Annotated in this window: 25 protein-coding genes; 11 read left to right on the forward strand and 14 right to left on the reverse strand. The window is 70.2% G+C overall.

Annotation, left to right across the window (positions count from 1 at the left end):
- Window positions 1-53: 53 nt before the first annotated feature.
- The gene (locus ABZ693_RS30700; protein ID WP_359884035.1) at window positions 54-1,415 is read right to left on the reverse strand and encodes a dicarboxylate/amino acid:cation symporter; all 1,362 of its coding nucleotides are present in this window, start codon (window positions 1,413-1,415) and stop codon (window positions 54-56) included.
- 536 nt (window positions 1,416-1,951) lie between these two features.
- The gene (locus tag ABZ693_RS30705) at window positions 1,952-2,218 is read right to left on the reverse strand and encodes a DUF4229 domain-containing protein (RefSeq protein ID WP_359884037.1); all 267 of its coding nucleotides are present in this window, start codon (window positions 2,216-2,218) and stop codon (window positions 1,952-1,954) included.
- A 110-nt stretch (window positions 2,219-2,328) separates the two neighbouring features.
- Between ABZ693_RS30705 and ABZ693_RS30710 the strand changes: the two genes are divergently transcribed.
- Window positions 2,329-2,862, forward strand: a complete 534-nt coding sequence (locus ABZ693_RS30710; protein WP_359884040.1) for a GNAT family N-acetyltransferase — start codon at window positions 2,329-2,331, stop codon at window positions 2,860-2,862.
- Between the two features lie 25 nt (window positions 2,863-2,887).
- On the opposite strand, the gene mqnE is transcribed toward ABZ693_RS30710, so the two are convergent.
- Both mqnE and ABZ693_RS30720 read right to left on the reverse strand, forming a co-directional pair.
- Complete coding sequence (gene mqnE, locus ABZ693_RS30715; protein ID WP_359884043.1) at window positions 2,888-4,051, reverse strand: aminofutalosine synthase MqnE; 1,164 nt, start codon at window positions 4,049-4,051, stop codon at window positions 2,888-2,890.
- 126 nt (window positions 4,052-4,177) lie between these two features.
- Window positions 4,178-4,633, reverse strand: a complete 456-nt coding sequence (locus ABZ693_RS30720) for an Lrp/AsnC family transcriptional regulator (RefSeq protein ID WP_359884046.1) — start codon at window positions 4,631-4,633, stop codon at window positions 4,178-4,180.
- A 112-nt stretch (window positions 4,634-4,745) separates the two neighbouring features.
- Between ABZ693_RS30720 and ABZ693_RS30725 the strand changes: the two genes are divergently transcribed.
- Window positions 4,746-4,886 (forward strand): hypothetical protein, encoded by a 141-nt coding sequence (locus tag ABZ693_RS30725; protein ID WP_359884049.1) that lies wholly within the window; start codon window positions 4,746-4,748, stop codon window positions 4,884-4,886.
- A gap of 154 nt (window positions 4,887-5,040) precedes the next feature.
- On the opposite strand, the gene ABZ693_RS30730 is transcribed toward ABZ693_RS30725, so the two are convergent.
- The 4 genes from ABZ693_RS30730 to ABZ693_RS30745 are packed head-to-tail and all read right to left on the reverse strand — an operon-like array spanning window position 5,041 to window position 8,750.
- A complete protein-coding gene (locus ABZ693_RS30730; RefSeq protein WP_359884136.1) occupies window positions 5,041-5,721 on the reverse strand; it encodes a UbiX family flavin prenyltransferase in 681 nt (226 codons plus the stop codon).
- Between the two features lie 47 nt (window positions 5,722-5,768).
- On the reverse strand, window positions 5,769-6,353 hold the full coding sequence (locus tag ABZ693_RS30735) for a Uma2 family endonuclease (RefSeq protein WP_359884052.1): 585 nt from the start codon (window positions 6,351-6,353) through the stop codon (window positions 5,769-5,771).
- A gap of 40 nt (window positions 6,354-6,393) precedes the next feature.
- Window positions 6,394-7,296, reverse strand: a complete 903-nt coding sequence (gene mqnP / locus ABZ693_RS30740; protein ID WP_359884055.1) for a menaquinone biosynthesis prenyltransferase MqnP — start codon at window positions 7,294-7,296, stop codon at window positions 6,394-6,396.
- On the reverse strand, window positions 7,293-8,750 hold the full coding sequence (locus ABZ693_RS30745; RefSeq protein ID WP_359884057.1) for a menaquinone biosynthesis decarboxylase: 1,458 nt from the start codon (window positions 8,748-8,750) through the stop codon (window positions 7,293-7,295). Before ABZ693_RS30745 ends, mqnP begins: the two co-directional genes overlap by 4 nt.
- A gap of 99 nt (window positions 8,751-8,849) precedes the next feature.
- Here ABZ693_RS30745 and ABZ693_RS30750 point away from each other — a divergent pair, with 99 nt between their 5' ends.
- Both ABZ693_RS30750 and ABZ693_RS30755 read left to right on the forward strand, forming a co-directional pair.
- A complete protein-coding gene (locus ABZ693_RS30750; protein ID WP_359884060.1) occupies window positions 8,850-9,260 on the forward strand; it encodes a PLD nuclease N-terminal domain-containing protein in 411 nt (136 codons plus the stop codon).
- A gap of 22 nt (window positions 9,261-9,282) precedes the next feature.
- The gene (locus ABZ693_RS30755; protein ID WP_359884062.1) at window positions 9,283-10,191 is read left to right on the forward strand and encodes a LysR family transcriptional regulator; all 909 of its coding nucleotides are present in this window, start codon (window positions 9,283-9,285) and stop codon (window positions 10,189-10,191) included.
- On the opposite strand, the gene ABZ693_RS30760 is transcribed toward ABZ693_RS30755, so the two are convergent.
- Window positions 10,082-11,029, reverse strand: coding sequence for a DMT family transporter (locus tag ABZ693_RS30760; protein WP_359884064.1), 948 nt, complete (start codon window positions 11,027-11,029; stop codon window positions 10,082-10,084). The genes ABZ693_RS30755 and ABZ693_RS30760 overlap by 110 nt on opposite strands.
- Window positions 11,030-11,103: 74 nt before the next feature.
- On the opposite strand from ABZ693_RS30760, the gene ABZ693_RS30765 reads away from it, so the two are divergent.
- From ABZ693_RS30765 to ABZ693_RS30780, 4 genes are all read left to right on the forward strand, one after another.
- Window positions 11,104-11,604, forward strand: a complete 501-nt coding sequence (locus tag ABZ693_RS30765; protein ID WP_359884067.1) for a DUF6879 family protein — start codon at window positions 11,104-11,106, stop codon at window positions 11,602-11,604.
- Entirely contained in the window at window positions 11,601-12,440 is an 840-nt protein-coding gene (locus tag ABZ693_RS30770) for a helix-turn-helix domain-containing protein (RefSeq protein WP_359884069.1), read from the forward strand. Before ABZ693_RS30765 ends, ABZ693_RS30770 begins: the two co-directional genes overlap by 4 nt.
- Before the next feature lie 487 nt (window positions 12,441-12,927).
- Complete coding sequence (locus tag ABZ693_RS30775; RefSeq protein WP_359884071.1) at window positions 12,928-13,362, forward strand: glycine-rich domain-containing protein; 435 nt, start codon at window positions 12,928-12,930, stop codon at window positions 13,360-13,362.
- Window positions 13,363-13,436: 74 nt separating this feature from the next.
- On the forward strand, window positions 13,437-13,853 hold the full coding sequence (locus ABZ693_RS30780; protein WP_359884074.1) for a hypothetical protein: 417 nt from the start codon (window positions 13,437-13,439) through the stop codon (window positions 13,851-13,853).
- Here ABZ693_RS30780 and ABZ693_RS30785 read toward each other — a convergent pair.
- Window positions 13,847-14,206, reverse strand: a complete 360-nt coding sequence (locus ABZ693_RS30785; protein WP_359884076.1) for a hypothetical protein — start codon at window positions 14,204-14,206, stop codon at window positions 13,847-13,849. The two genes, ABZ693_RS30780 and ABZ693_RS30785, sit on opposite strands and share 7 nt — an antisense overlap.
- A gap of 510 nt (window positions 14,207-14,716) precedes the next feature.
- Between ABZ693_RS30785 and ABZ693_RS30790 the strand changes: the two genes are divergently transcribed.
- Window positions 14,717-14,950, forward strand: a complete 234-nt coding sequence (locus ABZ693_RS30790) for a GntR family transcriptional regulator (protein ID WP_359884079.1) — start codon at window positions 14,717-14,719, stop codon at window positions 14,948-14,950.
- A 75-nt stretch (window positions 14,951-15,025) separates the two neighbouring features.
- Here ABZ693_RS30790 and ABZ693_RS30795 read toward each other — a convergent pair whose 3' ends face one another.
- Window positions 15,026-15,724: a tectonin domain-containing protein gene (locus ABZ693_RS30795; protein WP_359884081.1), complete on the reverse strand. Its 699-nt coding sequence runs from the start codon at window positions 15,722-15,724 to the stop codon at window positions 15,026-15,028.
- 347 nt (window positions 15,725-16,071) lie between these two features.
- Here ABZ693_RS30795 and ABZ693_RS30800 point away from each other — a divergent pair, with 347 nt between their 5' ends.
- Together ABZ693_RS30800 and ABZ693_RS30805 are read left to right on the forward strand one after the other, a co-directional pair.
- Window positions 16,072-18,150 carry a hypothetical protein gene (locus ABZ693_RS30800; RefSeq protein WP_359884084.1) on the forward strand — a complete coding sequence of 693 codons (2,079 nt, stop codon included), beginning with the start codon at window positions 16,072-16,074 and terminating at the stop codon, window positions 18,148-18,150.
- Window positions 18,151-18,154: 4 nt separating this feature from the next.
- Window positions 18,155-19,690, forward strand: coding sequence for an ABC transporter substrate-binding protein (locus ABZ693_RS30805; RefSeq protein ID WP_359884087.1), 1,536 nt, complete (start codon window positions 18,155-18,157; stop codon window positions 19,688-19,690).
- 36 nt (window positions 19,691-19,726) lie between these two features.
- Here the strand turns inward: ABZ693_RS30805 and ABZ693_RS30810 are convergent, their stop codons facing one another.
- The 3 genes from ABZ693_RS30810 to resB all read right to left on the reverse strand — a co-directional run bounded on the left by ABZ693_RS30810 (window position 19,727) and on the right by resB (window position 23,554).
- Window positions 19,727-20,305: an SRPBCC domain-containing protein gene (locus ABZ693_RS30810; RefSeq protein ID WP_359884091.1), complete on the reverse strand. Its 579-nt coding sequence runs from the start codon at window positions 20,303-20,305 to the stop codon at window positions 19,727-19,729.
- A gap of 100 nt (window positions 20,306-20,405) precedes the next feature.
- Entirely contained in the window at window positions 20,406-21,500 is a 1,095-nt protein-coding gene (gene ccsB, locus ABZ693_RS30815; protein ID WP_359884094.1) for a c-type cytochrome biogenesis protein CcsB, read from the reverse strand.
- On the reverse strand, window positions 21,497-23,554 hold the full coding sequence (gene resB / locus ABZ693_RS30820; protein ID WP_359884097.1) for a cytochrome c biogenesis protein ResB: 2,058 nt from the start codon (window positions 23,552-23,554) through the stop codon (window positions 21,497-21,499). Before resB ends, ccsB begins: the two co-directional genes overlap by 4 nt.
- Window positions 23,555-23,561: the final 7 nt, after the last annotated feature.

Here is a 23,561-nt window from a genome sequence, read left to right on the forward strand (position 1 = left end):
GCACCGAACGGATCGGTGCGGGGCGCGGCGGTGTGTGCGCGTGGGCGGGTACGTCAGGCGGCGGCCGGGACCGCGACCTTCTGGTCGACGTCGACGTCGGCGTCGGCGTCGGCGTCGACCAGCTCGTCGATCGGGGAGCCCGAGGCCGAGTCGTAGGCGGTGTGGTCCAGGATCTTCTCGCGAGCCGCGACGATCACCGGGATCAGCGACTGCCCCGCCACGTTCGTCGCGGTGCGGACCATGTCGAGGATCGGGTCGATCGCCATCAGCAGGCCGACGCCCTCAAGCGGCAGGCCCAGGGTCGACAGCGTCAGGGTCAGCATGACCGTGGCGCCGGTCAGGCCGGCGGTGGCCGCCGAGCCGATGACCGAGACGAACGCGATGAGCAGGTAGTCACGGATGCCGAGCTGGACATCGAAGATCTGCGCGATGAAGATCGCGGAGAGCGCCGGGTAGATCGCGGCGCAGCCGTCCATCTTCGTCGTGGCGCCGAACGGCACCGAGAAGGACGCGTACTCCTTCGGGACGCCGAGGCGCTCGGTGACCCGCTGGGTGACCGGCATGGTGCCGACGGAGGAGCGGGAGACGAAGGCCAGCTGGATGGCGGGCCAGGCGCCCTTGAAGAACTGCAGCGGGTTCAGCTTGGCGACGGTCGCGAGCAGCAGCGGGTAGACGCCGAAGAGGACGAGCGCGCAGCCGATGTAGATGTCGGCGGTGAAGGTGGCGTACTTGCCGATCAGGTCCCAGCCGTAGTCGACGATGGCGCGGCCGATGAGGCCGGCGGTGCCGATCGGGGCGAGGCGGATGACCCACCACAGGGCCTTCTGGAGCAGCTCCAGGACCGACTCGGAGAGGGTGAGGATCGGCTGCGCCTTCGGGCCGAGCTTCAGCGCGGCGATACCGGCGACGGCGGCCATGAAGACGATCTGCAGGACGTTCAGCTCGGTGAACGGCGTGATGACGTCGCTCGGGACGATGCCCGTCAGGAAGTCGATCCAGCTGCCCTGGTGCTCCGGGAGCTTGCCGTCCTTCGGCGTGAGGCCGGTGCCGGCACCCGGGTTGGTGAGCAGGCCGATGGCGAGGCCGATGACGACCGCGATCAGCGAGGTGATCATGAACCAGATCAGGGTCTGGGCGGCCAGCCGGGCCGCGTTGTTGACCTTGCGCAGGTTGCTGATCGAGACCAGGATCGCGAAGAAGACGAGCGGGGCGACGGCCAGCTTGAGCAGCTGGATGAAGATGCCGCCGACCTGGGTCAGGGTCTGCTGGAGCCAGCCGATGTCCTGGCTGCGGGCGAGCCAGCCGAACAGGACACCGAGCACGAGACCGGCGACGATCTGGGCCCAGAACGGGATCTTGGGTATGCGGGACTTCGCCACCGGCGCCTGCGAGGGCGCGGACGAGGACGCGGACACGGACACACTCCACTGGTGCGTATCGGGGAAATACGGGGACGGGGGTGCGGCATTCGCGCGCTCGTCGCGCGAAGCCGCTGCATGACGCCGGGATCGGGGACCCAGGGGCCGGCGATCCGATCGGAGATCAGAGATCAGAGATCAGGGATCGGAGGCCGGAAATCGACGGCCGGCCGGGGGTCGGAGATCAGAGCACGCGGCAACAGACCGCGGACATACAGCGGCACAGGTCGACGTGCAGGCGCGCCACGAGCGGGGTGCTCGCGGCATCACGGAGGCGCACTGCTGTCTTCATGCCGAACACGTTAACACTTGAACTTTGAGATCCTCAAAGCCCTTCTTTGAGAAGGGGAGGGGCCGCACCCGTCCCGCATCGGCGCGAAACCGCCCGCGGAGCGCCGGAAAACGCGGAACACCCCAGGCGGGAGCCCATGGGGCCCCACCCGGGGTGTTCCGGTGAGTGTGAGGAAACTTACGCGCGCCTTACGTCCGTTTCCGTACGCGCGCGTGCGGCGCGAGTGGCGCGCCTGGCGTGCTTACGCCGCGTCCTCGGCGGAACGGTTCGCCTCGAAGCGGCCCTTCGCCCGGTCGACCTTCTGCACGATCTCGACGCTCATCTCGTCGCGCTGCTTGCGCAGCAGCACGAAGCTGAGCGGCGCGGAGACGACCACCGAGAGCACGAGGACCCACAGCATGTTGGAGTCACCGAGACCACGCGGCAGCACTCGCGCGTAGACCAGGCCCCACAGCACGAGGAAGCTGCCGGCGAAGATGCCGAGGCGCATCAGGGTGTAGCGGAGCATGCGAGTTCCTCCCATACCGGACGAGCGTCTTCTCCAGTGAAGCACGCGCGCGTACGGCACCCGGGGGCGGGGGCCTCAAGCGGGCCCCTCGTAAGGAATAATCTCCACCCATGACCCTTACCTTTGAGCTCGATCCGGCCATCGACCCCGCCCTGCGCGACGGTGTCCTCGCCCTCTGGGCGGACGTCTCCAACGCGGGCGGCGCCGTCGGCTACGTCCCGCCCGTCACTCCCGGGGAGATCCGCCCGGCGCTGCTGCGGCACCTGCTGGCGATGGAGGAGGGCGGCACCCGGCTGCTCGTGGGCCGCGACGAGGACGGCGCGATAGCCGCCACCGCCTTCTTCACGTACAACAGCCACCCCCTGATGTCGCACTGGGCGTGGCTGTACACGGTGATGGTGCACCCCCGGTACCAGGGCAAGGGGTACGGACGCGACCTGATGGCCGCGGTCGAGCGGGCGGCCCGGACCGGCGAGGGCTTCGGGCACGTCGAGGCGATCCGGCTCACCTGCCGCGGCGGCCTCGGCCTGGAGAACTTCTACGCGCGGGCCGGCTACAAGGAGGTCGGCCGCGTCCCGGCCGCCATCCGGGTGGCCCCGGGTGACGACCGCGACGACGTCATCATGCTGCTGACGCTGGACTGAGCCCCCGCGCGTACCGGCCGCGGCGTCAGACCCGCATCGGCTGCGGCGACTCGCGGCGGCCGGCGTCCGGGCCCGGGTACTCGCGGATGATCTCGTACCGCGTGTTCCGCTCGACCGGCCGGAAACCGGCGTCCCGGATGAGTTCGAGCAGGTCGTCGCGGGTCAGCTTGTTCGGGGTGCCGTAGTTGTCGGCATCGTGCGTGATCTTGTACTCGACGACCGAGCCGTCCATGTCGTCCGCGCCGTGCTGGAGCGCCAGCTGCGCGGTCTGGACGCCGTGCATCACCCAGAAGACCTTGACGTGCGGGACGTTGTCGAACAGCAGCCGCGAGACCGCGAAGGTCTTCAGGGCCTCGGCGCCGGTGGCCATGGTGGTGCGGGCCTGGAGCCGGTTGCGGATCTTGCCGTCCTTCATGTCCACGAAGTCGTGCTGGTAGCGCAGCGGGATGAAGACCTGGAAGCCGCCGGTCTCGTCCTGCAGCTCACGCAGCCGCAGCACGTGGTCGACGCGGTGACGCGGCTCCTCGATGTGGCCGTACAGCATCGTCGCCGGGGTCTTCAGACCCTTCTCGTGCGCGAGCCGGTGGATCCGGGACCAGTCCTCCCAATGGGTGTTGTGGTCCACGATGTGCTGCCGGACCTCCCAGTCGAAGATCTCGGCGCCGCCGCCGGTCAGCGACTCCAGGCCCGCCTCGATCAGCTCGTCCAGGATGTCGGAGGCCGACAGGCCGGAGATCGTCTCGAAGTGGTGGATCTCGGTGGCGGTGAACGCCTTGAGGGAGACGTCCGGCAGCGCCTTCTTCAGCTCCGAGAGCGAGCGCGGGTAGTAGCGCCAGGGCAGGTTGGGGTGCAGCCCGTTGACGATGTGCAGCTCGGTGAGGTTCTCGCCCTCCATCGCCTTCGCGAGGCGCACGGCCTCCTCGATGCGCATGGTGTACGCGTCCTTCTCGCCCGGCTTGCGCTGGAAGGAGCAGTAGGCGCAGGAGGCGGTGCAGACGTTGGTCATGTTCAGATGCCGGTTGACATTGAAGTGGACCACGTCGCCGTTCTTGCGGGTCCGGACCTCGTGGGCCAGTCCGCCGAGCCAGGCGAGGTCGTCCGACTCGTACAGGGCGATGCCGTCCTCACGGCTCAGCCGCTCGCCGGCGAGGACCTTCTGCTCCAGCTCACGCTTGAGCCCCGCGTCCATACGGCCGCCTCCCACTCTCTTTCCGCAACTCACAGGCCCCCGTCCCGTACTCCATATATACGGGGCGCCTCCACGGGGGCGCCCGAGGGCTCCCCCACGGTACTCCCACCCCGCCGGGCGCCCCGGTCAGACCTCTTCGGGCAGCTCGCCGACGCGGTTCTCCCACTTGGTGGACAGCACGATCGTCGTACGGGTGCGGGAGACGCCCTTCGTGCCGGACAGCCGGCGGATCGTCTTCTCCAGGCCGTCGACGTCGCTGGCGCGGACCTTGAGCATGAAGGAGTCGTCGCCGGCGATGAACCAGCAGTCCTCGATCTCCGCCAGGTCCTTCAGCCGGCGGGCCACGTCCTCGTGGTCGGCGGCGTCGGAGAGCGAGATGCCGATGAGGGCGGTGACACCGAGGCCGAGGGAGGCCGCGTCGACGGTGGCGCGGTATCCGGTGATGACACCGGCGGCCTCAAGACGGTTGATGCGGTCGGTGACGGAGGGGCCGGAGAGCCCGACGAGGCGGCCGAGCTCGGCGTACGAGGCACGGCCGTTCTCGCGCAGAGCCTGGATGAGCTGCCTGTCCACGGCGTCCATAGGAAAAAACCTTCCATTGTCCAGCGATACCGCGAGTATAGGTGTAGAATCTAAGGCATACAGGGGGGACACCCTGTGAATCTGTCAGTGATTTAGAGACAATCTTTCAGGAGTGGTGATCACCGTGTACACGATCGAGATGGCCTACGCCCGCATGCGTGAGCTGCAGGACCTGGCCAACCGCTCGCGTGCCCACCAGCCGGCCAACCACAAGCGTGGCGCGAAGACGAAGACCGCCACGAAGAAGCACTGACGCCGACGCGGGCGCTGACTCAAGCCCCGCACCGAGCGCCGACGCCCCAGGCACCGGCCTCAGCGCCGACGCAAGCGCTGACCCACACGCCGGACCACGCTCCGGCCGGCTCACCACGACGGGCCGGCCGGTCAAGGCGTCAGCCCTCACGGCCTCAGTCCTCACGGGAAGCGGCAGCGGCTCCACCGAGCTCTCCCTCCCACCGGCGGTACAGCTCGTGCGGCACTCCCGCCGCGTCGAGCACCCGCCCCGCGACGAAGTCCACCAGATCCTGGATGTGCGTCGCCCCCGCGTAGAACGCCGGAGAGGCGGGCAGCACCACGGCGCCCGCCTCGTCCAGCGCCACCATGTGCTTCAGCGTCTGTCCGTTCAGCGGGGTCTCCCGCACGGCGACGATCAGCGGACGCCGCTCCTTGAGCGTCACGCTCGCGACCCGCTGGAGCAGATCCTTCGACAGTCCGAGCGCGACCCCGGCCACCGAGGCCGTCGACGCCGGAACGATCAGCATCCCCTTCGCCGGGTACGAGCCGGAGGACGGCCCCGCGGCCAGATCCCCGGCCGCCCAGTACCGCACGTCCGCCTCGGGATCGACGGCGAACGTGTCCGGCTTCCCGTCGGCGCCCCGCGCCAGCCACGTCGCCAGGTCCTCGCGCCAGTGCGCGTCCCGGAAGGCGATCCCCGTCTCGTCGAGCAGCGTCAGCCGCGAGGCCCGCGACACGACGAGGTCGACACTCTCCCCCGCGTCGAGCAGCCCCCGCAGTACGGCGGCGGCGTACGGCGTCCCCGACGCTCCCGACACCCCCACGACCCACGGACGACGCTGCTGCTTGTTCACCGGCTCCACGCCGACGAGCCTATCCGGCCCCGCTTGAGGGTGACGCGTCAGGCTTTGGGGTGGATGGGGAGGGGGGCCGTGTCGATGACGAGCTTCCCGAGCGAGGTCTCGACGCTGACCGTCCCGCCGTACCGGAACGTGTCCCGGCCGAGATGGCCGTCCGGCCCCGGATGCCAGAAGGTCACGCAGTGCTCCTGGTACGGGTCGAAGATCAGGTAGTTGCGGATGCCTCGTCGCGCGTAGGTCCTGCTCTTGACCTCGTGGTCGTTGCGGACGCTGCTCGGCGCGACGACCTCGATCGCCAGCCCGATCAACTCCGGCGAGTAGGCACTCAGGTTCCGGTCCGCCTCCGCGGCCGGGATCACTGCCAGGTCGGGGCAGAACTCGTTGTCGCCGTCGAAGGGAACAGCCACGTCGCTGATGAAGCCCCACTCCGCGGGCAGCTGGGCTTCCAGCTCGTTCCAGACAAGACGAATGGTCCGCGCGTGATGCGGCCTCACGGGACTCGTCATGATGGCGCCCTCGACGATCTCCGTCCGGTACCCGGGGAACATGCCCTCGTACCGGGTGAGCCGTGAGTGCGGGCGCTCGGTCTCCGCCTCCGAGAGGGTCCCGTCGGCCTCCCTGTCCATGCACTCGACGGTAGGCCACACGTGGTAGGCCGCACGCCAGCTACACGCTCAGCCCCCGCGCCACGAGATCCAGCAGCGCGCACACGAACAGGGCGATGCCGATGAAGCCGTTGACGGAGAAGAACGCGCGGTTCAGACGGGACAGGTCGTGCGGCCGTACGATCGCGTGCTCGTAGCAGAACGCGGCCGCCACGATCAGCAGGCCGCCCCAGAAGAACGCGCCCGCGTCCGTGGCCAGCGCGTACCAGACCAGCAGGGCCGTGGTCACGACGGCGGTGACCCGCGCGCCCCACAGCGCCGCCGGGATGCCGAAGCGCGCCGGGACGGACTTCACTCCGTGCGCGCGGTCCGCCTGGACGTCCTGGCAGCCGAAGATCAGGTCGAAGCCGCCGATCCAGACGCCGACCGCGACACCGAGGATCGCCGCGTCCCAGGACCACTCCCCCGTCACCGCGAGCCACGCGCCGACCGGACCGATGGCCTGGGCGAGGCCGAGGATGGCGTGCGGGAAGTTCGTGAACCGCTTGCCGTACGGGTAGACCACCATCGGTACGACGGCGACCGGCGCGAGCATCAGGCACAGCGGGTTGAGCAGCGCCGCCGACCCGAGGAACACCGCGAGGGCGATCCCGGCCCCGGTCCACGCCGACCGCACCGACACCGCGCCGGTCACCAGCTCGCGGTTCGCGGTGCGCGGGTTACGCGCGTCGATCTCCCGGTCGATGATCCGGTTGCAGGCCATGGCGAAGGTCCGCAGACCCACCATGCACACCGTGACCAGGAGCAGCGTCCACCAGTGGACCGACTGGTCCAGCTGGTACATGGCGGTGAGCGAGGCGATGTACGCGAAGGGCAGCGCGAAGATCGAGTGCTCGATCATCACGAGGCGCAGGAAGGCTTTCGTGCGCCCGGGGCGTGCGCCCGGGACTGCGGCCGTGGTCACAGCCCGTACTCCTTCCAGCGGCGGTCCACCAGGGCCGCCGTCGCCGGATCCGACTCGACCATGTCGGGCCAGCCTCCGTCGCGGGTGTAGCCCTCCTCGGGCAGCTTCTTCGTCGCGTCGATGCCCGCCTTGCCGCCCCAGAACTGCTGGTAGGAGGCGTGGTCGAGGTGGTCGACGGGGCCTTCGACGACGGTGAGGTCGCGGGCGTAGTCGGTGTTGCCGAGGGCGCGCCAGGAGACCTCGTGGAGGTCGTGGACGTCGCAGTCCTTGTCGACGACGATGATCAGCTTGGTCAGCGACATCATGTGCGCGCCCCAGATGGCGTGCATGACCTTCTGCGCGTGCTTCGGGTACTTCTTGTCGATCGAGACGATCGCGCAGTTGTGGAAGCCGCCCGACTCCGGCAGGTGGTAGTCGACGATGTCCGGCACGATGATCTTGAGCAGGGGCAGGAAGAAACGTTCCGTGGCCCGCCCCAGCGGCCCGTCCTCGGTCGGCGGCCGGCCGACCACGATCGACTGGAGCAGCGGACGCTTCCGCATCGTCACACAGTCGATCTTCAGTGCGGGGAACGGTTCCTGCGGCGTGTAGAAGCCGGTGTGGTCGCCGAACGGACCCTCCGGCAGCATCTCGCCGGGCTCCAGCCAGCCCTCGATCACGACCTCGGCCTGCGCCGGGACCTGCAGCGGGACGGTCTTGCAGTCGACCATCTCGATCCGCTTGCCCTGCACGAAGCCGGCGAACAGGTACTCGTCGATGTCGCCGGGCAGCGGCGCGGTCGACGCGTACGTGACGGCCGGCGGGCAGCCGAAGGCGATCGCGACCGGCAGCCGCTCACCGCGCTCCGCCGCCACCGCGTAGTGGTTGCGGCTGTCCTTGTGGATCTGCCAGTGCATGCCGATGGTGCGCTTGTCGTGGCGCTGGAGGCGGTAGAGACCGAGGTTGCGCACGCCGGTCTCGGGGTGCTTGGTGTGGGTGAGGCCCAGGTTGAAGAAGGAGCCGCCGTCCTTGGGCCAGGTGAACAGCGCCGGCAGCTGGTCGAGGTCGACGTCGTCGCCGGTGAGGACGACCTCGTGGACCGGGGCGTTCTCCGTCTTCACCTTCTTCGGCGGCACGTGGACCATCGAGCCCAGCTTCCCGAACGCCTCGCGGACGCCGACGAAACCGTGCGGCAGTTCCGGCTTCAGCAGGCCGCCGATCTTCTCGCTGATCTCGCCGTACGACTTCAGGCCGAGGGCCTTCAGCAGCCGGCGGTCCGTCCCGAAGACGTTCATCGCGAGCGGCATCGCGGAGCCCTTGACGTTCTCGAAGAGAAGGGCCGGGCCGCCTGCCTTGTTCACCCGGTCGACGATCTCCCCGACCTCCAGGTACGGGTCGACTTCGGCCTTGATGCGCTTGAGGTCGCCTTCGCGCTCGAGCGCCCTGAGCAGCGAGCGGAGATCGTCGTAAGCCATAGGGGCAAGTATCCGCCACCGGCTACGCTGGGCCCTTCACCGGGGCCGCGCAGCGCGTCCCGCCCACACTCTCCAGGCGTCTCCAGGGGGCTGTTCCACATGCTCAGGGCACTGATGTACCTCTTGCCTCTGGCGCTGCTGATCTATGCCTTCATCGACTGCCTGAACACCCCCGAAGAAGAGGTCAGGCACCTGCCCAAGGTCGTCTGGGTCATCATCATCCTGCTCGTCTGGATCGCCGGGCCCATCGTGTGGCTCGCCGCCGGAAAGACGCGCCGCGCTCTCCCGAACGGCCCCGGCGACGCCCGCCGGGAACGGGAATGGGTCGCCCCCGACGACAACCCGGAGTTCCTGGCCTCGCTGCGTGAGGAGAACAAGCGCGAGGAGAACCGGAAGGACGAGTCGCTCCTGAAGGACTGGGAGGCCGACCTGCGCCGTCGCGAGGACGAGCTGCGCCGCCGCGAGGACGAGGGCGACCGGCCGCGCGACGAGGACGGCACGAAGTCGTGACGCGGGTCCCCGGATCGCCGGCATGGAACTGAAGCTGCTCGTCACCTTCGAGAAGGTGGCCACGGTCCTGTCCTTCACCCGGGCCGCCGCCGAGCTGTCATATGCCCAGTCCAGCGTCACCGCCCAGATCCGGTCCCTGGAGACCGACCTCTGCACCGAACTCTTCGAACGCCTCGGCTCGCGCATATGCCTCACCGAGGCCGGCAAGCGGCTGCTCCCGTACGCCCGTCAGATCATCGCGCTCCACGGCGAGGCGCGGGCGGCCGTCACCGGCCGAGGCGGCTCCGGCGAGCCCTCGGGGATGATCATGATCGGCACCATGGAGTCCCTGACCTCCTACCGGCTGCCGCCACTGCTCGAACTCTTCCACCACCGCTACCCGGGCGTCCGGCTCTCCCTGCGGCCCACTCTCGGCGACGCGACCCGGCGGGCGCTGCGCGAGGGCACGTACGACATCGGGCTGCTGATGGAACCGGACACGGCACACGAGGGCCTGGACAGCGAGGTGCTGTGCGAGGAGCCGCTGATCCTGGTGAGCGGGCCGGCGCATCCGCTGGCCGGGCGGACCCGGCTCACGACGGCGGACTTGGCGGCGGCCGCGCTGGTCGGCACGGAGCCGGGATGTCCCTACCGGGATCTGTTCGAAGCGGAGCTGCGGCCGTGCGGTCCGCCCGTCTTCACGGAGTACGGCACGATCGAGGCGACCAAGCGGGGCGTGGCGGCCGGGCTCGGGATCGCGCTGCTGCCCCGGATCGCCGTCGGCACGGAGCTGGCGTCCGGGGAACTGATGGCGCTGGACTGGGAACCGCCGTTCACACTGTTCACGCAGATCGCGTGGCGGCGGGGGAAGCGGCTGCCGGCGCATGTCCTTCTGTTCGTGGAGCAGGCGCGGCGGCTCGCGCGGGAGCAGGCTTCGCCAGGGTCACCCTGAGGCTGGCGAGCACGATCAGCGGGACGCCGAGCGCCTGGACGAGGCCGATGTGGTGCCCGTACACCTCCCAGTCGACGACCATCGCGACGGCCGGGTAGGTGAAAGCGAGGACGGCGATGCGGGCGGTGGGCAGCTTGGCGTACGCCGCGTACATCAGCACGTACATCACCCCGGTGTGGATCAGCCCGAGCCCGGCCAGCCAGCCCCAGCCGGCACCGAGCCGGGCCGCCTCGCCGAAGTCGGCGAAGGGCAGGAGCAGCGGGATGCCGACGGTGACCTGGACGAGCGCGATGAGGTGCGGCCGGACGCCGCTGATCCGCTTGGTGACGATCGTCGCCAGCGCGTAGAGCACCGCCGCGGCGAGCGCGAAGCCGAGCCCCTTGAGCGACGCGGTGTCCCCGGGCCGCACCCCGGACACCAGCACGAGCCCGGCGAACGCGACCGCGAGCCAGCCCACCTTCGCCGCCCCTATCCGCTCACGGAGCACGAGCGCGCCGAGGAGGACGAGGAAGAAGGGCTGGGTGTGGTAGACGACGGTGGCGAACGAGATCGAGGTGGCCTCGTACGCCTCGAACAGGAACACCCAGTTGAAGACGATGAACACGCCGCCGAGCGCGGCGAGTCCGAACGTCCGCGGGGTGAGCCCGTGCCCGGTGAGGAAGCCACGGACGAGGCTGTACGCCCCGAGCGCGACGGCACCGAACACGCAGCGGAAGAACACGACGGTGAACGGGGAGGCACCGGACTCCACGACGAACACCCCGAGGGTGCCGGACAGCACCATGGCCAGGGTGAGTTCGAGGGTCCCGCGCGCTTCGATTCCGAGCCGATTTCTCATGCCGCCGACGCTACGAGCGGACCCGGGACCCGGTCCACGAGCGACCGGAGCGTCCTGCCGATGCCCCCATCGGCGTGACCGATGCAGCCCTACCCGAGCCGGTCGCCGAAGAAACGCGCCCCTGGCCGCCTCTCCCGCGCAACCTGACGCAATCCGGCCCCAAGCTCTCATGCGGTCACGCACTCTGGAGCTCCAACTACGAGTGGCGGGAGAATGTCCGTCTGCAAGTAGCGGCTGGTAAACGCTTCGAGCGCGTGCGCTTGGTCGACGAACCGCTCACCGAAGGCCAGGCATTTCTTCTCACCTCCGGCCTCGGGAACGTCGCGGCCGGCGAGGACATCCGTGTCCTCACCAGGGCCGAGGCCGAAGAACTGGAGTTGCCGGAGTGGGACTTCTGGCTCTTCGACTCACGCACGCTGGTGCGCATGCACATCGATGAGACCGACACCACTGTCGGCGTCGAACTCATCGAAGATCCGGAGGCGGTGCTCGCCGTCTGCCAGGCACGGGATGCCGCCCTGGCGGCCGCCACACCCTCTGCCGATGTGTGGGCCCGGGTACGGTCCACTGTGTGAGCACGGATTTCCAGTGTGGCCGGGAAGCCCTCGGCGCGCGGCTCTCGGAGTTGCGTGCCGAGACCGGTCTCTCCGGCAAGGACTTCGCGGCGCGCCTCGGCTGGCCCGCCTCGAAGGTGTCTCGGCTCCAAGCCGGCAAGCAGACCCCTAAGGTCGCCGACCTGGAGGCCTGGGCCACTGCTGCCGAGCAGCCTGCCTCACTGCCCGATCTGGTCGCCCGCCTTCGCGGGCTGGAGTCCCAGCAACGGCACTGGCGCCGCCAGCTCACGGCCGGCCACACGCCTGTTCAAGACCGGTACGTCGTCGAGTATCGACGTACCTCAACCCTGCGCGGCTACGAGGCCACCGTCATCCCTGGCCTCTTCCAGACCCCGGATTACGCCCGCCACCTCCTGGTCCAAAACGCCGACCTGATGCGCTCGATGCGCGACACCGAGGCCGCCGTGCAGGCTCGGATGCGACGCCAAGAGGTGCTGTACGAGCCCGGCCGGTTGTTTCGGATCCTTGTGTGGGAGGCCGCGCTGTACGCGCATGTGGGCAACCGCGATGTCATGGCCGGACAACTGGACCGGCTCGTCGGCCTCATCGGCATGCCGACAGTGGAACTCGGCATCGTGCCCCTCGGCGCTCCGATGGGCATCACTCCGAAGCACGGGTTCTGGATCTTCGACGAAAGCCGCGTGATCGTCGAGACGATCAACACCGAGTACCAGTACGCCAATGACGATGTCCCTCTGTACGGAAGAGTGTGGGACAAGCTCGCCGACGCCGCCGCTTCCGGCCCCAAAGCCCATCGGCTCATCGCCCGCGCGCGAGGGACGATTGCCGCAACCTGAGCGCCTGCCGCCAACCGCTTCCCATCTCTCGCAATCCTGCGCAATCGCCTCACAGATACCCAATTGGGCCGCCTACCGTCCTGGTCATGGTCAGGGAGACGAACGGACTCGCTGCGGTCGAGCCGCCGCGGATCGGGACGTTGACGCAGCGGCAGCAGCGGGGGCAGGACTGTGTCTGGTGTGGCGTGACCTTGGCGGCGGGCGCGGTGGTCGATCTGGGGCCGAGGCGGCTTCGGCTCGGTGACTGGACGCCGCAGTGGTTTCCCCGGGCGTGCCTGAGGCACCCGGAAGGGCCGGCGCGATGAGGACGGGCACACCGACGCCGCCGAGTGCGTGCGGAATAGACACCGCCCCTGACCAGGGCGCCGCTCCCGGGCCTGCTCGTGGCCGGGCGGGCCGGGCGGCATTCCTTGGGCTCCCGTCGGGGGCCCGCGCAGGACGGCGGGCGGGTGGGCCGCGCGCCGGGTACGCGTTCAAGGAGGATCGCATGACCGCGACCGCGCTTGAAGTCCGTCACGGCCGGGATCTGGTCGAGCCGCCGCTGTTCCAGCGGCTCGCCGCGTTCTGTGCCGCCGAGTACGAGATGGAACCGCCCCTGGCCGAGGCGGTCATGGACCAGGGCCTCGCCTTCCTGTGGACGATGGGCAGCACCGGCAAGGGCGACGTGATGGCACCCAGCCGCCAGGTCGATCCGGCCTGGCACACGTTCATGCTGCACAGCCAGGAGTACGCCGAGTGGTGCGAGGCGCACTTCGGCCGCTTCCTCCACCACGCCCCCAACAGCAAGATCCGCAGCCCCGGCCTGATGCTCGACGTCACCGAGCTGATCCGCCAGGCCGGCTTCGCCGTCGACAAGAAGCTGTGGGGCACGGCCGCCGAGTGCAACGAGCCCGCTTGCTGCGGCGACGGCCCCTGCTGCTGACCCCGCTCCCCGTCCCGGCCCACGCTCGGGCCGGGACGGGCCTCACCGAAGACCAAGGACCGAGGTCCGGACCCATGCACGTCGTCGACAGCGCGCGCGTCACCGTCTTCCACATGTTCGGCGAACTCCTCGCCTACACCACCCACTCCGACACACCCGCCCGGTACGGCGAGATCGGCATCGTCGCCGTCCTCGACCCTCAGATCTCCCCGGGTGTCCTGTGGGCCCTCGCCGTCCAGAACTGCCGCCCACGCGACCACACCGAACAGCACGCCCAATGGATCACCAGCCAGGCCCTCCGCGCCCGCGTCACCGGTGCGGGCCGCCTTGCCGAACTTCGCGACGAGAAAGTGGAGTTCCAGACGTACAAGGAACACCGCTTCGCGGCGCTCTACGGCAATCACGAGACTCTGCGCACCGGCACCCTGTACGTCATCGGCCTCGACCTCACCCCCTTCCGGGCGCGGGCCGAGGCCGAGAGGCGCTACTGAACGGAGATCGACCGCCCGTGGCAGACACATCCGCAGACGAGGTACCGGACTCCGGGTACGCCGCTGTCGCGGGCGACGCCGTCCCGGCAGTGGTCATGGCGGCCGACCACACAACGCGGGGAGCGGAACTCCGGTTCCTCCAGGGCGGGTTCACTCAGCCCCATGAGCGCGTGGGTGAGGAGCGAGACGGTCACCGCGTCGGCGAGCTCGGGTGTCACCCACCAGGCGTCCCCCGCCCGGTCGCGGTGCGAGCCGCTGTGTCCCGGGGCGAGCACGCACACCGAGCCCGCGCACACCGGCCGCATCACCTCGACGACGGCGATGTCGGGCCGCCGCGCCCCACAGCGGCTCACCGGGCACAACCGGCGGGAAGAGCGGGAAGAGCATGGATGTTCCGACGGTCGACATCGACTCCGACCGTGGCCAGCCACAACTCCCGTCGCCGCCTGCGCTGGGCCGCCAGGTAGGGACGTTCGAGCGGGGAACGGGCTCCGTCGAGGATCGTCGTCTGCTCGGCCGCGTACGGAGAGCGGCGGACGGCCGGTCGCGTACGGAGGCGGGTGCGGCAATGCCGCCGGGCCACGCGGGTGGAGGGCGTCGGGCTCGGGCGGTGCCGCCCCGTGGGTGGCAGGGACAGCATCAGCAGCCAGAGAAGCGCGGGAATCAAGGCCCGGCCCAGAACACGCGCGATAGGGTTCGCACGTCATCAACTCCGTGAGTAGTTGGTGGCCATGCCCCGGGACCGTTCGCGCGATCGCCGGGGTCTTCCATGCCCTCAACGTAGTGCGTGCTACACCGTGCTACATCACTGTGTAGCTAGAGTCATCCGTACGTGTACTTGTGTGACTATCTATCGTGTACGTATGAGCCTTGACCCGCAGTCGGGACGTCCGCTGTACATGCAACTGGCCGACGTCATCGCAGCGAAGATCGAGACCGGGGAGTTCGCTCCCGACCGGATGATCCCCACCCCGGGCCGCTTGTCCGAGGAGTACGGGATCGCCGTACTGACCGCGCGGCGCGCCATGCGGGAACTCCGGGAACGTGGGCTGATCTTCACCGTGCCGGGCAAGGGCTCGTACGTCACCCCGGCCTGACAGCGGCTCCCGCCTGCGCCGAGGCCGGCCACACCCCCGGGGGCGTGGCCGGCCTGGTGTCCCGCGCGTTGGGGATCAGCCGGGCATGTCGCCGGTGTAGCGGTAGATGTTGCCCGCCGAGTTCACGCCCCACACCGTGCCGTCCACCCCCGCCCCGATGTCCGACAGCCCGCCCGGGATCTGCACCCACGGGTTGCCGTCGTTGTTGGTGAAGCGGTAGATGTTCCCGGCCGAGTTCACACCCCACACGTTGGTCCGCGACCCGGCCGAGATCGCCGTGAGTCCGCCGCTGATCTGTTTCCAGGTGCTGCTTCCCTGGTCGCCGGTGTAGCGGTAGATGTTCCCGGCGGAGTTCACACCCCACACCGTGCCGTCCGCCGCCGCCCCGATGTCCGTCAGCGCGCCCGGGATCTGCACCCAGGGGCTGGCGTCGTTGTTCGTGTAACGGTAGATGTTCCCCGCCGAGTTGACGCCCCACACGTTGGTCCGGGACCCCGCCGAGATGCGGACCAGCGCGCCGGGGATCTGCTTCCAGGTGCCGCTGTCCTGGTCGCCGGTGTAGCGGTAGATGTTCCCGGCCGAGTTCACACCCCACACCGTGCCGTCCGCCGCCGCCCCGATGTCCGACAGCCCGCCCGGGATCTGCACCCAGGGACTGGCGTCGTTGTTCGTGTAACGGTAGATGCTCCCCGCCGAGTTGACGCCCCACACGTTGGTCCTGGACCCTGCCGAGATCCGGACGAGCGCACCGCTGATCTGCTTCCAGTCGGCCATTTCGCCGGCTCCTTCCGCCTGGGATTGCTGTACGGGGAAGCTCCCGCGCCGGACCGACCGGCACTCCCCGCACCTCTGCGACATGATCGTGATTTTGTCCGGAAAGGAGCGTTTACCGGAGAGGGTGCGCGTCCAGGACGGACATGTGCGGCTCGGCGACGCACCCAAGGGTGGCTGGAACGGAGGTCCCGACTGTGGGTGACACGCGGCCGCCGCGTTGACCCGCCGCAGCCCGGGAGACCGGCGCGCGATTCCCTCCGTAAACACCCGTCCGATTCCAACTCACCGTCTATATCCTGGATTTGGGATGGGGCGAGACGCGTCTCGTGGGATGCGGGGGATGGTGAATGGACAGGGACCTGTACGGCCGGGAGGCGGTGTTCCACCGCACCGGGCTCGCCGCGCGGCTGATCGGGCTGGACCCGGAGCGGCTCTCCGGGGTGCGGTACGAGCATGGGGAGGATCCGCCGGTCGTCGTGTTCACCGGCGGGCGCGGGATGGGCAAGACCGCGCTGCTCAAACAGCTGCGCAACGCCTACAAAGGCGCCACCCCGCTCGCCCTGATCGACTGCGCGCGCGTCGAGCCGCCCGCCGACCACGGCCGCGGCTGGACCGAACGCACCGGCGCGCTCGCCGAGTTGGCCGTCCAGCTGGCGCCGAAGGTGACCGGCGCGAAGCAGATCGAGTTCCCGCGGCTGTCGCTCGGCCTGGTCGCCGTCGCGTCGATCAGCTGGACGCAGGAGGACGAGGAGCGCGCGCAGCGCGATCTCCAGCGGCTGGGCCCGGTGCTGTCCACGGTCGACGCGGCCAAGGGCGCGGCGACGAACTGGGTCGCCAAGGTCCTCACCAAACTCGCCGCGACCTTCGCCGAGAGCGCCGTCCCGCTCGCCGGGCTGCTCGCGGAAGCGACCGTGGAGACGGTCCTGGAAGAGGTGTTCGGGCGGGTCCAGAAGAAGTCGGAGAGCTGGTACGGGAGTTACCGCAACGCGGGCGGGCGCGGCAAGGCCGGTCTGCAGCAGCTCGCCATCGACTTCGAGCAGGGCGGCCGGCGCCGCCAGGAAGCCGAGGACTTCCTCGTCGGCGCGCTGATCGAGGACCTCGGCCAGGCCTACCGCGGCCTCACCAAGGCCGGCACCCGGCGCGGCCGCCCCGTCCTGCTCCTCGACAACGCCCACGGCGAGCTCGGCCGCCGGCTCATCGAGCCGATCCTGCGCGCCCGCGACAACGGCCGCCGCGACAAGGTCGTCGTGTTCGCCGTGTCCCGGGTCCACGAGCACGAGGGCATGCGGCGCGCGCACCGTGTACGGCTGCCCGAGACCGCGCACCGGGCGCCCGCCCCGCGCGGCGACGACGTCACCTCCGGCATCCTCGCCGTCGCCCTCACCCCGCTGTCCCCGGCGCAGGCGCAGGCCGCCTTCGACCGCCTCGACCCGTCCGGGCTCACCCCCGCCGACCTGGCCCGCGGCGTCCACCGGCTCACCGGCGGCCGCCCGCTCGGCGTCACGCTGCTCGGGCAGGCCGCCGCCGAGGCGCCCCGCGCCGAGCGCGGCGCGCTCACCCCGGGCGCGCTGCTCGACCTGGACGTCGAACTGCGCGAGGACGCCCTCCCGGTACCGGTCGCCCCGGCGCTGCTCACCGCGCTGCTGCCGCAGCCGCGCCTGGAGCCGTTCACCGTGCTGGCCGCCGCGCACGACGAGGAGTCCGCGCGGCTGCTCGCCCGCACCCGGCTGCACACCGAGTCCCGGGACGGCGACATGGCGCTGCGCGTACGGGACCAACTGCGCGCCGAGGACTGGGCGGAGGGCCCCGAGCACTTCGTCGCCGACCCGCTGCTGCGCGCCCTGCTCCTGCACCGGCTGCGCTTCGGCGACGGCGACCATCCGCGGCACTCCGCCTGGCGGGCCGTCCACGAGACCCTGCACCGGCACTACGACCGCGACGAGCAGCGCCCGTACCGGCTGTTCCACGAGCTCGCCCTGGGCCGGGTCGACGACGCGGTCGCCCATCTGCGGACCACCTTCCCCGAGCCCGACGTGATCGGCTGGCTCGGCCGGCTCCGCTTCATCGCCTCGGCCCCGTACCCGCGCGCCGCGGCCCGCCCCTCCGGGCCCGACCCGCGCCGGGCCGCCGCGCTCGGCCGCGAGGCCACGGACACCCTGGACGCGCTGCCCGCCGGACTGGACGCGGACTCGCTCGCGCTGCACCTGTCCGTACGCCGGCTGCTGCACGCCCTGTGGCTGCTCACCGATCCCCTCGCCCTGCCCGACGGCGAGGTGACCGAGAAACTGGCGCACGAGCTGCGCCAGCTTTCCGGCCGTCATCTGACGGGCAACAGCCCCCTGTGGGACGCGGCCACCCATTGGCCGCGGGACATTCACGCCTGGCGTCGGCCGACGCTGCCGCCGGGCCGCGAGGACGGAGTCTGAGGCGATGGCCAGCCGACTGCGCAACCGCTATCTCTTCACCCCGCGGCAGAAACTCCTCGCCGCGCTGGTCGCCCTGCTCCTGGTCGGCGTGCCGCTCGGCTGGGGCATCAAGAAGTGGACCACCCCCGAGGACCGTTCCTGCGCGCCGGGTGTCGAACGCCCGCAGGGCTCCGCCGAGTGCATCGGCGTCAACGGCACCGGCCACGCCTTCGGGGTGGCCGATCTCGCCGAGATCACCGAGCTCATCGGTCAGGAGAACGCCACGCTCAAGGACGGGAAGTACGTCACCGTCGCCATCCTGCTCCCGCTCACCTCCACCGACCCCGGCATGCGGACCAAGGTGCTGCACGAGCTCCAGGGCGCCTACGCCCGGCAGTACTGGGAGAACCACGAGGCCAACGACCGGACCCCGAAGATCCGCCTCACCCTCGCCAACACCGGCAAGAACAACGCCCATTGGCAGAGCGTGGTCGAGCAGCTGAAGAACATGACCGGCGCCCCCGACCGACTGCGCGCGGTCAGCGGCGTCGCCACCTCCTCCCCCGAGATCCGGGACTCCGTCGCCGCCCTCACCCAGGCGAAGATCGCCGTCGTCGGCACCACCATCACCGCCGACGACATCGCCAACAGCGCCGAACACAACAACTTCCCCGGCCTCGCCCGGGTCTCCCCCACCAACAGCGACGAGGCCAAGGCACTCGCGCTGCGCAAGGTGGACGCGAGCAAGGCGCTGATCGTCGAGGACACCCGTACCGGCGACCACTACACCGACACCCTCAAGGCCGCCTTCGCCTCCGCCCTCAAGGGACGCACCCCCTACGAGCCGGCGGTGTTCACCTCGCCCGCCGACCCCACTGAGGAAGGCACCACCTCCAACATCTTCAACAAGATCGCCTCCCGGGTCTGCGAGACCCAGTCCCAGACGGTCTTCTTCGCCGGCCGCCACACCCAGCTGCGCCAGTTCATCAACGAGCTGGGCGAACGCGGCTGCGCCGCCCGCTCCTCCGTCACCGTCCTCACCGGCGACGAGGGCTCCTACCTGGGCGCCGACCCCAAGCTCGACCGCAAGGCGCTCGACGCCCGGCTCACCGTCCGTTACGCGGCGCTCGCGCACCCCGACGCCTGGCGGGCCGCGGCGAACCCGTCGGTGCCGAAGACCGGCGGCTCCGAAGCCGACTACGACACGTTCCTGGAGGCCGTCTCCCACGCCTCCAAGAAGCCGGTGCCGCTCGCCGACGGGCAGGCGATCATCTCGTACGACGCGATGGCGACGGCCGTGCACGCCATCCGCGAGGCCGCCCAGGGCAAGCCGTACCCGGAGCTCGCCGACGTCGGCCAGCAGTGGCCGCAGGTCACGGGCGCGCTGCAGCGGGTGAACGGCGCGAGCGGCTGGATCTGTCTCGACAACTACGGCAACCCGTTCAACAAGGCGGTGCCGATCGTGGAGCTGACCTCGCAGGGGACCCAGCGGTTCGTCTCCATCGCCTGGCCGGAGGGCGCCCCGCCCACGCAGAACTGCCTGAAGCCGAACCGCCCGTAGGAAGGTCACGACCTACGGGTCTACGGGTCTACGGGTCTACGGTTCCCATACGGGCCAGAGGGCCTCGTCCCGGGCGTACGCCTCGCGCAGCTCGCGCCGGTGTGCGCCCGGCGTACGTTCCACGCTCTGTCCGTCCAGCGCGCCGGCCAGCCGCTCCAGGTGGTCGTGCCAGTCGGCCAGCCGGTCGAGCCGTTCCTCGCGGGTGCCGCGGAACTCCGCCGTGAAACGCAGGACGGCCGACCCGGTCGCGTCGTCCGGGCCCGGTTCCAGATGGAACCGGATCCGTCCGTGCGGCAGGTCGGCCGTCTCAGCCGTACCCGTACCCGTGCCCGAATCCGGGCCGGGCGGGTCGATCGTGTACTCGGCGACGTACTCGGGGTCCCAGGCGGTCACCCGGCCCCCGGCGGCCTCGGCCCCGTCCGGCCGGCGGAAGGTGACCCGCCCGCCGAGCCGGGGCTCCAGCGGATCCGCCCCGTACAGCCACCGGGCCAGGCCCTCGGGCGTGGCGACCGCGTGCCAGACGCGCCCCATCGGGTGCGGGAGCCCGGCCACGTACCGCAGCAGATGGCGGTCGATGTCGTGGGTCTCGCTCCGGCCCCGGGGTATCTCGGTCATACCTCCAGCGTGGCCCCGGCGGGCGCGGTCCGCCCGCTCGGAGCCACGGCCGGAGCCACGGCCGGAGCCACGGCCGGAGCCACGGCGGCGGAACCCGGGATCAGACGCCCGCGTACGAGTGCATGCTGTTGACGAAGATGTTCACGCCGTAGAAGTTGAACAGGTAGGTGACGAAGGCGACGAGCGCGATGTACGCCGCCTTGCGGCCCTTCCAGCCCGCCGTGGCGCGCGCGTGCAGGTACGCGGCGTAGGCGACCCAGGTGATGAAGGACCAGACCTCCTTGGCGTCCCAGCCCCAGTAGCGGCCCCACGCCTCGCCGGCCCAGATCGCGCCCGCGATGATCGTGAAGGTCCACAGCGGGAAGAACGCGGCGATGACCCGGTACGCGAACTTGTCGAGCGTCGCGGCGGCCGGCAGCCGCTCCAGGACGGAGCGGGCGAAGGCACTCGGGTCGCCGCCGTTCGCGAGCTTGTTCTCGTACGAGTCGCGGAACAGGTACAGCAGGGTCGCGACGGCGCCGAGGTAGAAGACGGAGCCGCAGACGATCGCGGTGGAGACGTGGATCCACAGCCAGTACGAGTGCAGCGCCGGGACCAGCTGTTCGCTCTCCGTGTAGAGCACGGTGGTCGCGAGGCCGAGGACCAGCAGGACCGTCGTGACCAGCGGCAGACCGATCCAGCGGACGTTCTTCCTCGCGATGAGGAAGATGAGGTACGCGACGACCACCACGGTGGAGAGGGTGATCGAGAACTCGTACATGTTGCCCCAGGGGGCCCGCTCCACCGACATCGCGCGGGTGAGCACGCCGCCGGCCTCCAGGAGGGCGGCGAGGGCGGTCAGCGAGATGGCCATGCGCCCGTACAGGTCGCCCTTGACGGTGCCGCCGGCCGCGCCGGGGCCGTCCGGGACGTCGCGGGCGCCGACCGCGGAGCGGGTGACGACCTTCGGCCGGTCGAGCACGGCGGTGCCGCCGCCGGCCTTCTTGACCTGCACGGTCACGGCCGGGGCGGCGGCCGCGGCGGTCTTCGCGTCACCGGTGAGCGCGGCGGCGGTCCGGCCGACCTTGCTGCGGCTGCCGAACACCCACTCGGCGATATGGGCCAGGAAGGCCAGTGTGTAGACGGCCATCGAGGAGTAGACGAGATAGTTGCTCATCTGCGCCAGGCCCTCGTTGGTCGCGGCGGCGAGGATCACTTGTCAGCCTCTCCAGCTTTGGCAGGTTCTGCTGCGGCTTCGGCAGTGGTGGATGCGGAGTCCGGGACGTCCGGCTCCGAGGGGGCCGGAGTGGAGGCGGCCGGGGCGGCCTTCCCGGCGTCCGATTCGGCGGCAGCCGGGGCAGCGGCCTCCGAGGCGGCCGACTTCGCCGAGGCCGACTTCACGTCGTCCGGCTTGGCGGTCGGCTTCGAGGCGTCCGGCTTGGCGGCCACCTTCGCGTTCGGCTTCGAGGCGTCCGGCTTGGCGGCCACCTTCGCGTTCGGCTTCGAGGTGCCCGGCTTCGCGGCCTCGGTGTCCGAGGCCGCGGTGGCCTCGGTCGCCTCGGTCTCCGGCACCGCGGGCGCCTGGGCGTGGATCGTGGCGGCCAGTTCGCCCAGTTCCTCGGGCAGCCTGGCCGACTCGCTGCGGCCCAGACCGGCCATCTCGACGACGGTGACACCGTCCGCGCCCCGTACCGCCCGGACCCAGACCCGGCGGCGCTGGATGAACAGCGACCCGGCGAGACCGGCGATGGCGGCGAGCGCGCCCGTGAGGGCGAGGCCTTGGCCCGGCTGTTCGGTGATCTGGAAGCTCGCCCACTCCTTGATGTCCTTCTCGAAGGTCACCGAGCCGGCGCCGTTCGGGAGGGTCATGGTCTCGCCCGGCAGCAGGCGCTGGGCCTTGCCGGTGCCGCCCTTGACCTCGAACTGCTTCATCTTCGACGTGTCCAGCTGGTACACGTTCTGCGGCAGGCCGGAGTCGACGCGCAGGTCGCCGTGGAAACCGGTGAGCGCCATGACGGGGAAGTCCAGCGCCGGGAACTGGGACATCATCGTGCCCTTGCCGGCGCCCGCGAAGGTCGGCACGAAGAAGGCCTGGAAACCGAGCTGCTCGCGCTTGCCGTCCTTGTCGCGGTAGCCGTCCATCACCTTGACCGCCCCGGTCGAGGTGATGTTGTTGTCGATCGGCAGCAGCGGTACGGCCTTGCTCATGACGACCTTGCCGCGGCCGTCGCGGACGGTGATCACGGGCGCGTAGCCGTGCGAGATCAGGTAGGCCTTCGCGCCGGCGACCTTCAGCGGCTGGTTGACCCGGATGACGTCCTTCTTGTCGGGGCCGCCGGGCTCGGAGTACGTGACGGCGGCCTCGAAGGTGCGCGAGGCACCGTGCTCCGGGCCGCCCCGCTCGTACGTACCGGTGAACTTGTCCAGCGTGAAGCTGAACGGCGGCAGGTCGTCCATGCCGAACCACGAGCCCGACTTGAAGTCGTCGTACGCGGTGATCGTGTTGGAGAAACCGCCGCCCTCGACGATCAGCCGGCCGCCCTCGGCCTTGAGCAGCTGGCCCCAGGCGAAGGCGACCAGCATGACGATGAGGGAGACGTGGAAGATCAGGTTGCCGGCCTCGCGCAGGTAGCCCTTCTCGGCGGCGACGGCGTCGCCGACCGTGTGGGCGCGGAAGCGGCGGCTCTTGAGCAGCCCGAGCGCGGCCTCGCGGACCTGCTCGGGATCGGCCTCGGTACGCCAGGTGGTGTACGCGGGCAGCCGGGTGAGGCGTTGCGGGGCGCCCGGCGGGCGGCCGCGCAGCTGGCCGATGAACTGCCAGGTGCGGGGCACGATGCAGCCGATGAGGGAGACGAAGAGCAGGATGTAGATCGCGGAGAACCACACCGAGCTGTAGACGTCGAAGAGCTGGAGCTTCTCGTAGATCGGCGTGAGCGTCTCGTGGGCGTCCTTGAAGGCCTGCACCTTCATCTCGTTCGCGCTGTTCTGCGGAATGAGGGAGCCGGGGATCGCGCCGAGGGAGAGCAGGAACAGCAGGATCAGGGCGACCCGCATGGACGTCAGCTGCCGCCAGAACCAGCGGATCCAGCCGAAGAAGCCGAGGCGGGGGCCGCCGAGGGGGGCCTCGGGGCTCTCCTCGCGGGGGGCGGTGGACAGCTGGGCGCCGGCCTCGCCGAGACCGCCGGACGTGTCGTTGTCCGGTTCGCCCCGGGTGCCGCCCGGCTCGTTCGCGTCCCGCTGCCGGGTGTCGCTCGTGTCAGTCGTGCTCATATCGGAA

It is taken from the genome of Streptomyces laurentii, assembly GCF_040635425.1.
Classification (GTDB): domain Bacteria; phylum Actinomycetota; class Actinomycetes; order Streptomycetales; family Streptomycetaceae; genus Streptomyces; species Streptomyces laurentii.

Coding starts and splice junctions, on each gene's coding strand:
- ABZ693_RS30750 (WP_359884060.1), top strand. CDS start 8,850: ATGCTCAGGGCACTGATGTACCTCTTGCCTCTGGCGCTGCTGATCTAT.
- ABZ693_RS30790 (WP_359884079.1), top strand. CDS start 14,717: ATGAGCCTTGACCCGCAGTCGGGACGTCCGCTGTACATGCAACTGGCC.
- ABZ693_RS30755 (WP_359884062.1), top strand. CDS start 9,283: ATGGAACTGAAGCTGCTCGTCACCTTCGAGAAGGTGGCCACGGTCCTG.
- ABZ693_RS30780 (WP_359884074.1), top strand. CDS start 13,437: ATGCACGTCGTCGACAGCGCGCGCGTCACCGTCTTCCACATGTTCGGC.
- ABZ693_RS30720 (WP_359884046.1), bottom strand. CDS start 4,633: ATGGACGCCGTGGACAGGCAGCTCATCCAGGCTCTGCGCGAGAACGGC.
- ABZ693_RS30795 (WP_359884081.1), bottom strand. CDS start 15,724: ATGGCCGACTGGAAGCAGATCAGCGGTGCGCTCGTCCGGATCTCGGCA.
- ABZ693_RS30705 (WP_359884037.1), bottom strand. CDS start 2,218: ATGCTCCGCTACACCCTGATGCGCCTCGGCATCTTCGCCGGCAGCTTC.
- resB (WP_359884097.1), bottom strand. CDS start 23,554: ATGAGCACGACTGACACGAGCGACACCCGGCAGCGGGACGCGAACGAG.
- ABZ693_RS30710 (WP_359884040.1), top strand. CDS start 2,329: ATGACCCTTACCTTTGAGCTCGATCCGGCCATCGACCCCGCCCTGCGC.
- ABZ693_RS30805 (WP_359884087.1), top strand. CDS start 18,155: ATGGCCAGCCGACTGCGCAACCGCTATCTCTTCACCCCGCGGCAGAAA.
- ABZ693_RS30745 (WP_359884057.1), bottom strand. CDS start 8,750: ATGGCTTACGACGATCTCCGCTCGCTGCTCAGGGCGCTCGAGCGCGAA.
- mqnE (WP_359884043.1), bottom strand. CDS start 4,051: ATGGACGCGGGGCTCAAGCGTGAGCTGGAGCAGAAGGTCCTCGCCGGC.
- ABZ693_RS30800 (WP_359884084.1), top strand. CDS start 16,072: ATGGACAGGGACCTGTACGGCCGGGAGGCGGTGTTCCACCGCACCGGG.
- ABZ693_RS30810 (WP_359884091.1), bottom strand. CDS start 20,305: ATGACCGAGATACCCCGGGGCCGGAGCGAGACCCACGACATCGACCGC.
- ABZ693_RS30775 (WP_359884071.1), top strand. CDS start 12,928: ATGACCGCGACCGCGCTTGAAGTCCGTCACGGCCGGGATCTGGTCGAG.
- ABZ693_RS30735 (WP_359884052.1), bottom strand. CDS start 6,353: ATGGACAGGGAGGCCGACGGGACCCTCTCGGAGGCGGAGACCGAGCGC.
- ABZ693_RS30760 (WP_359884064.1), bottom strand. CDS start 11,029: ATGAGAAATCGGCTCGGAATCGAAGCGCGCGGGACCCTCGAACTCACC.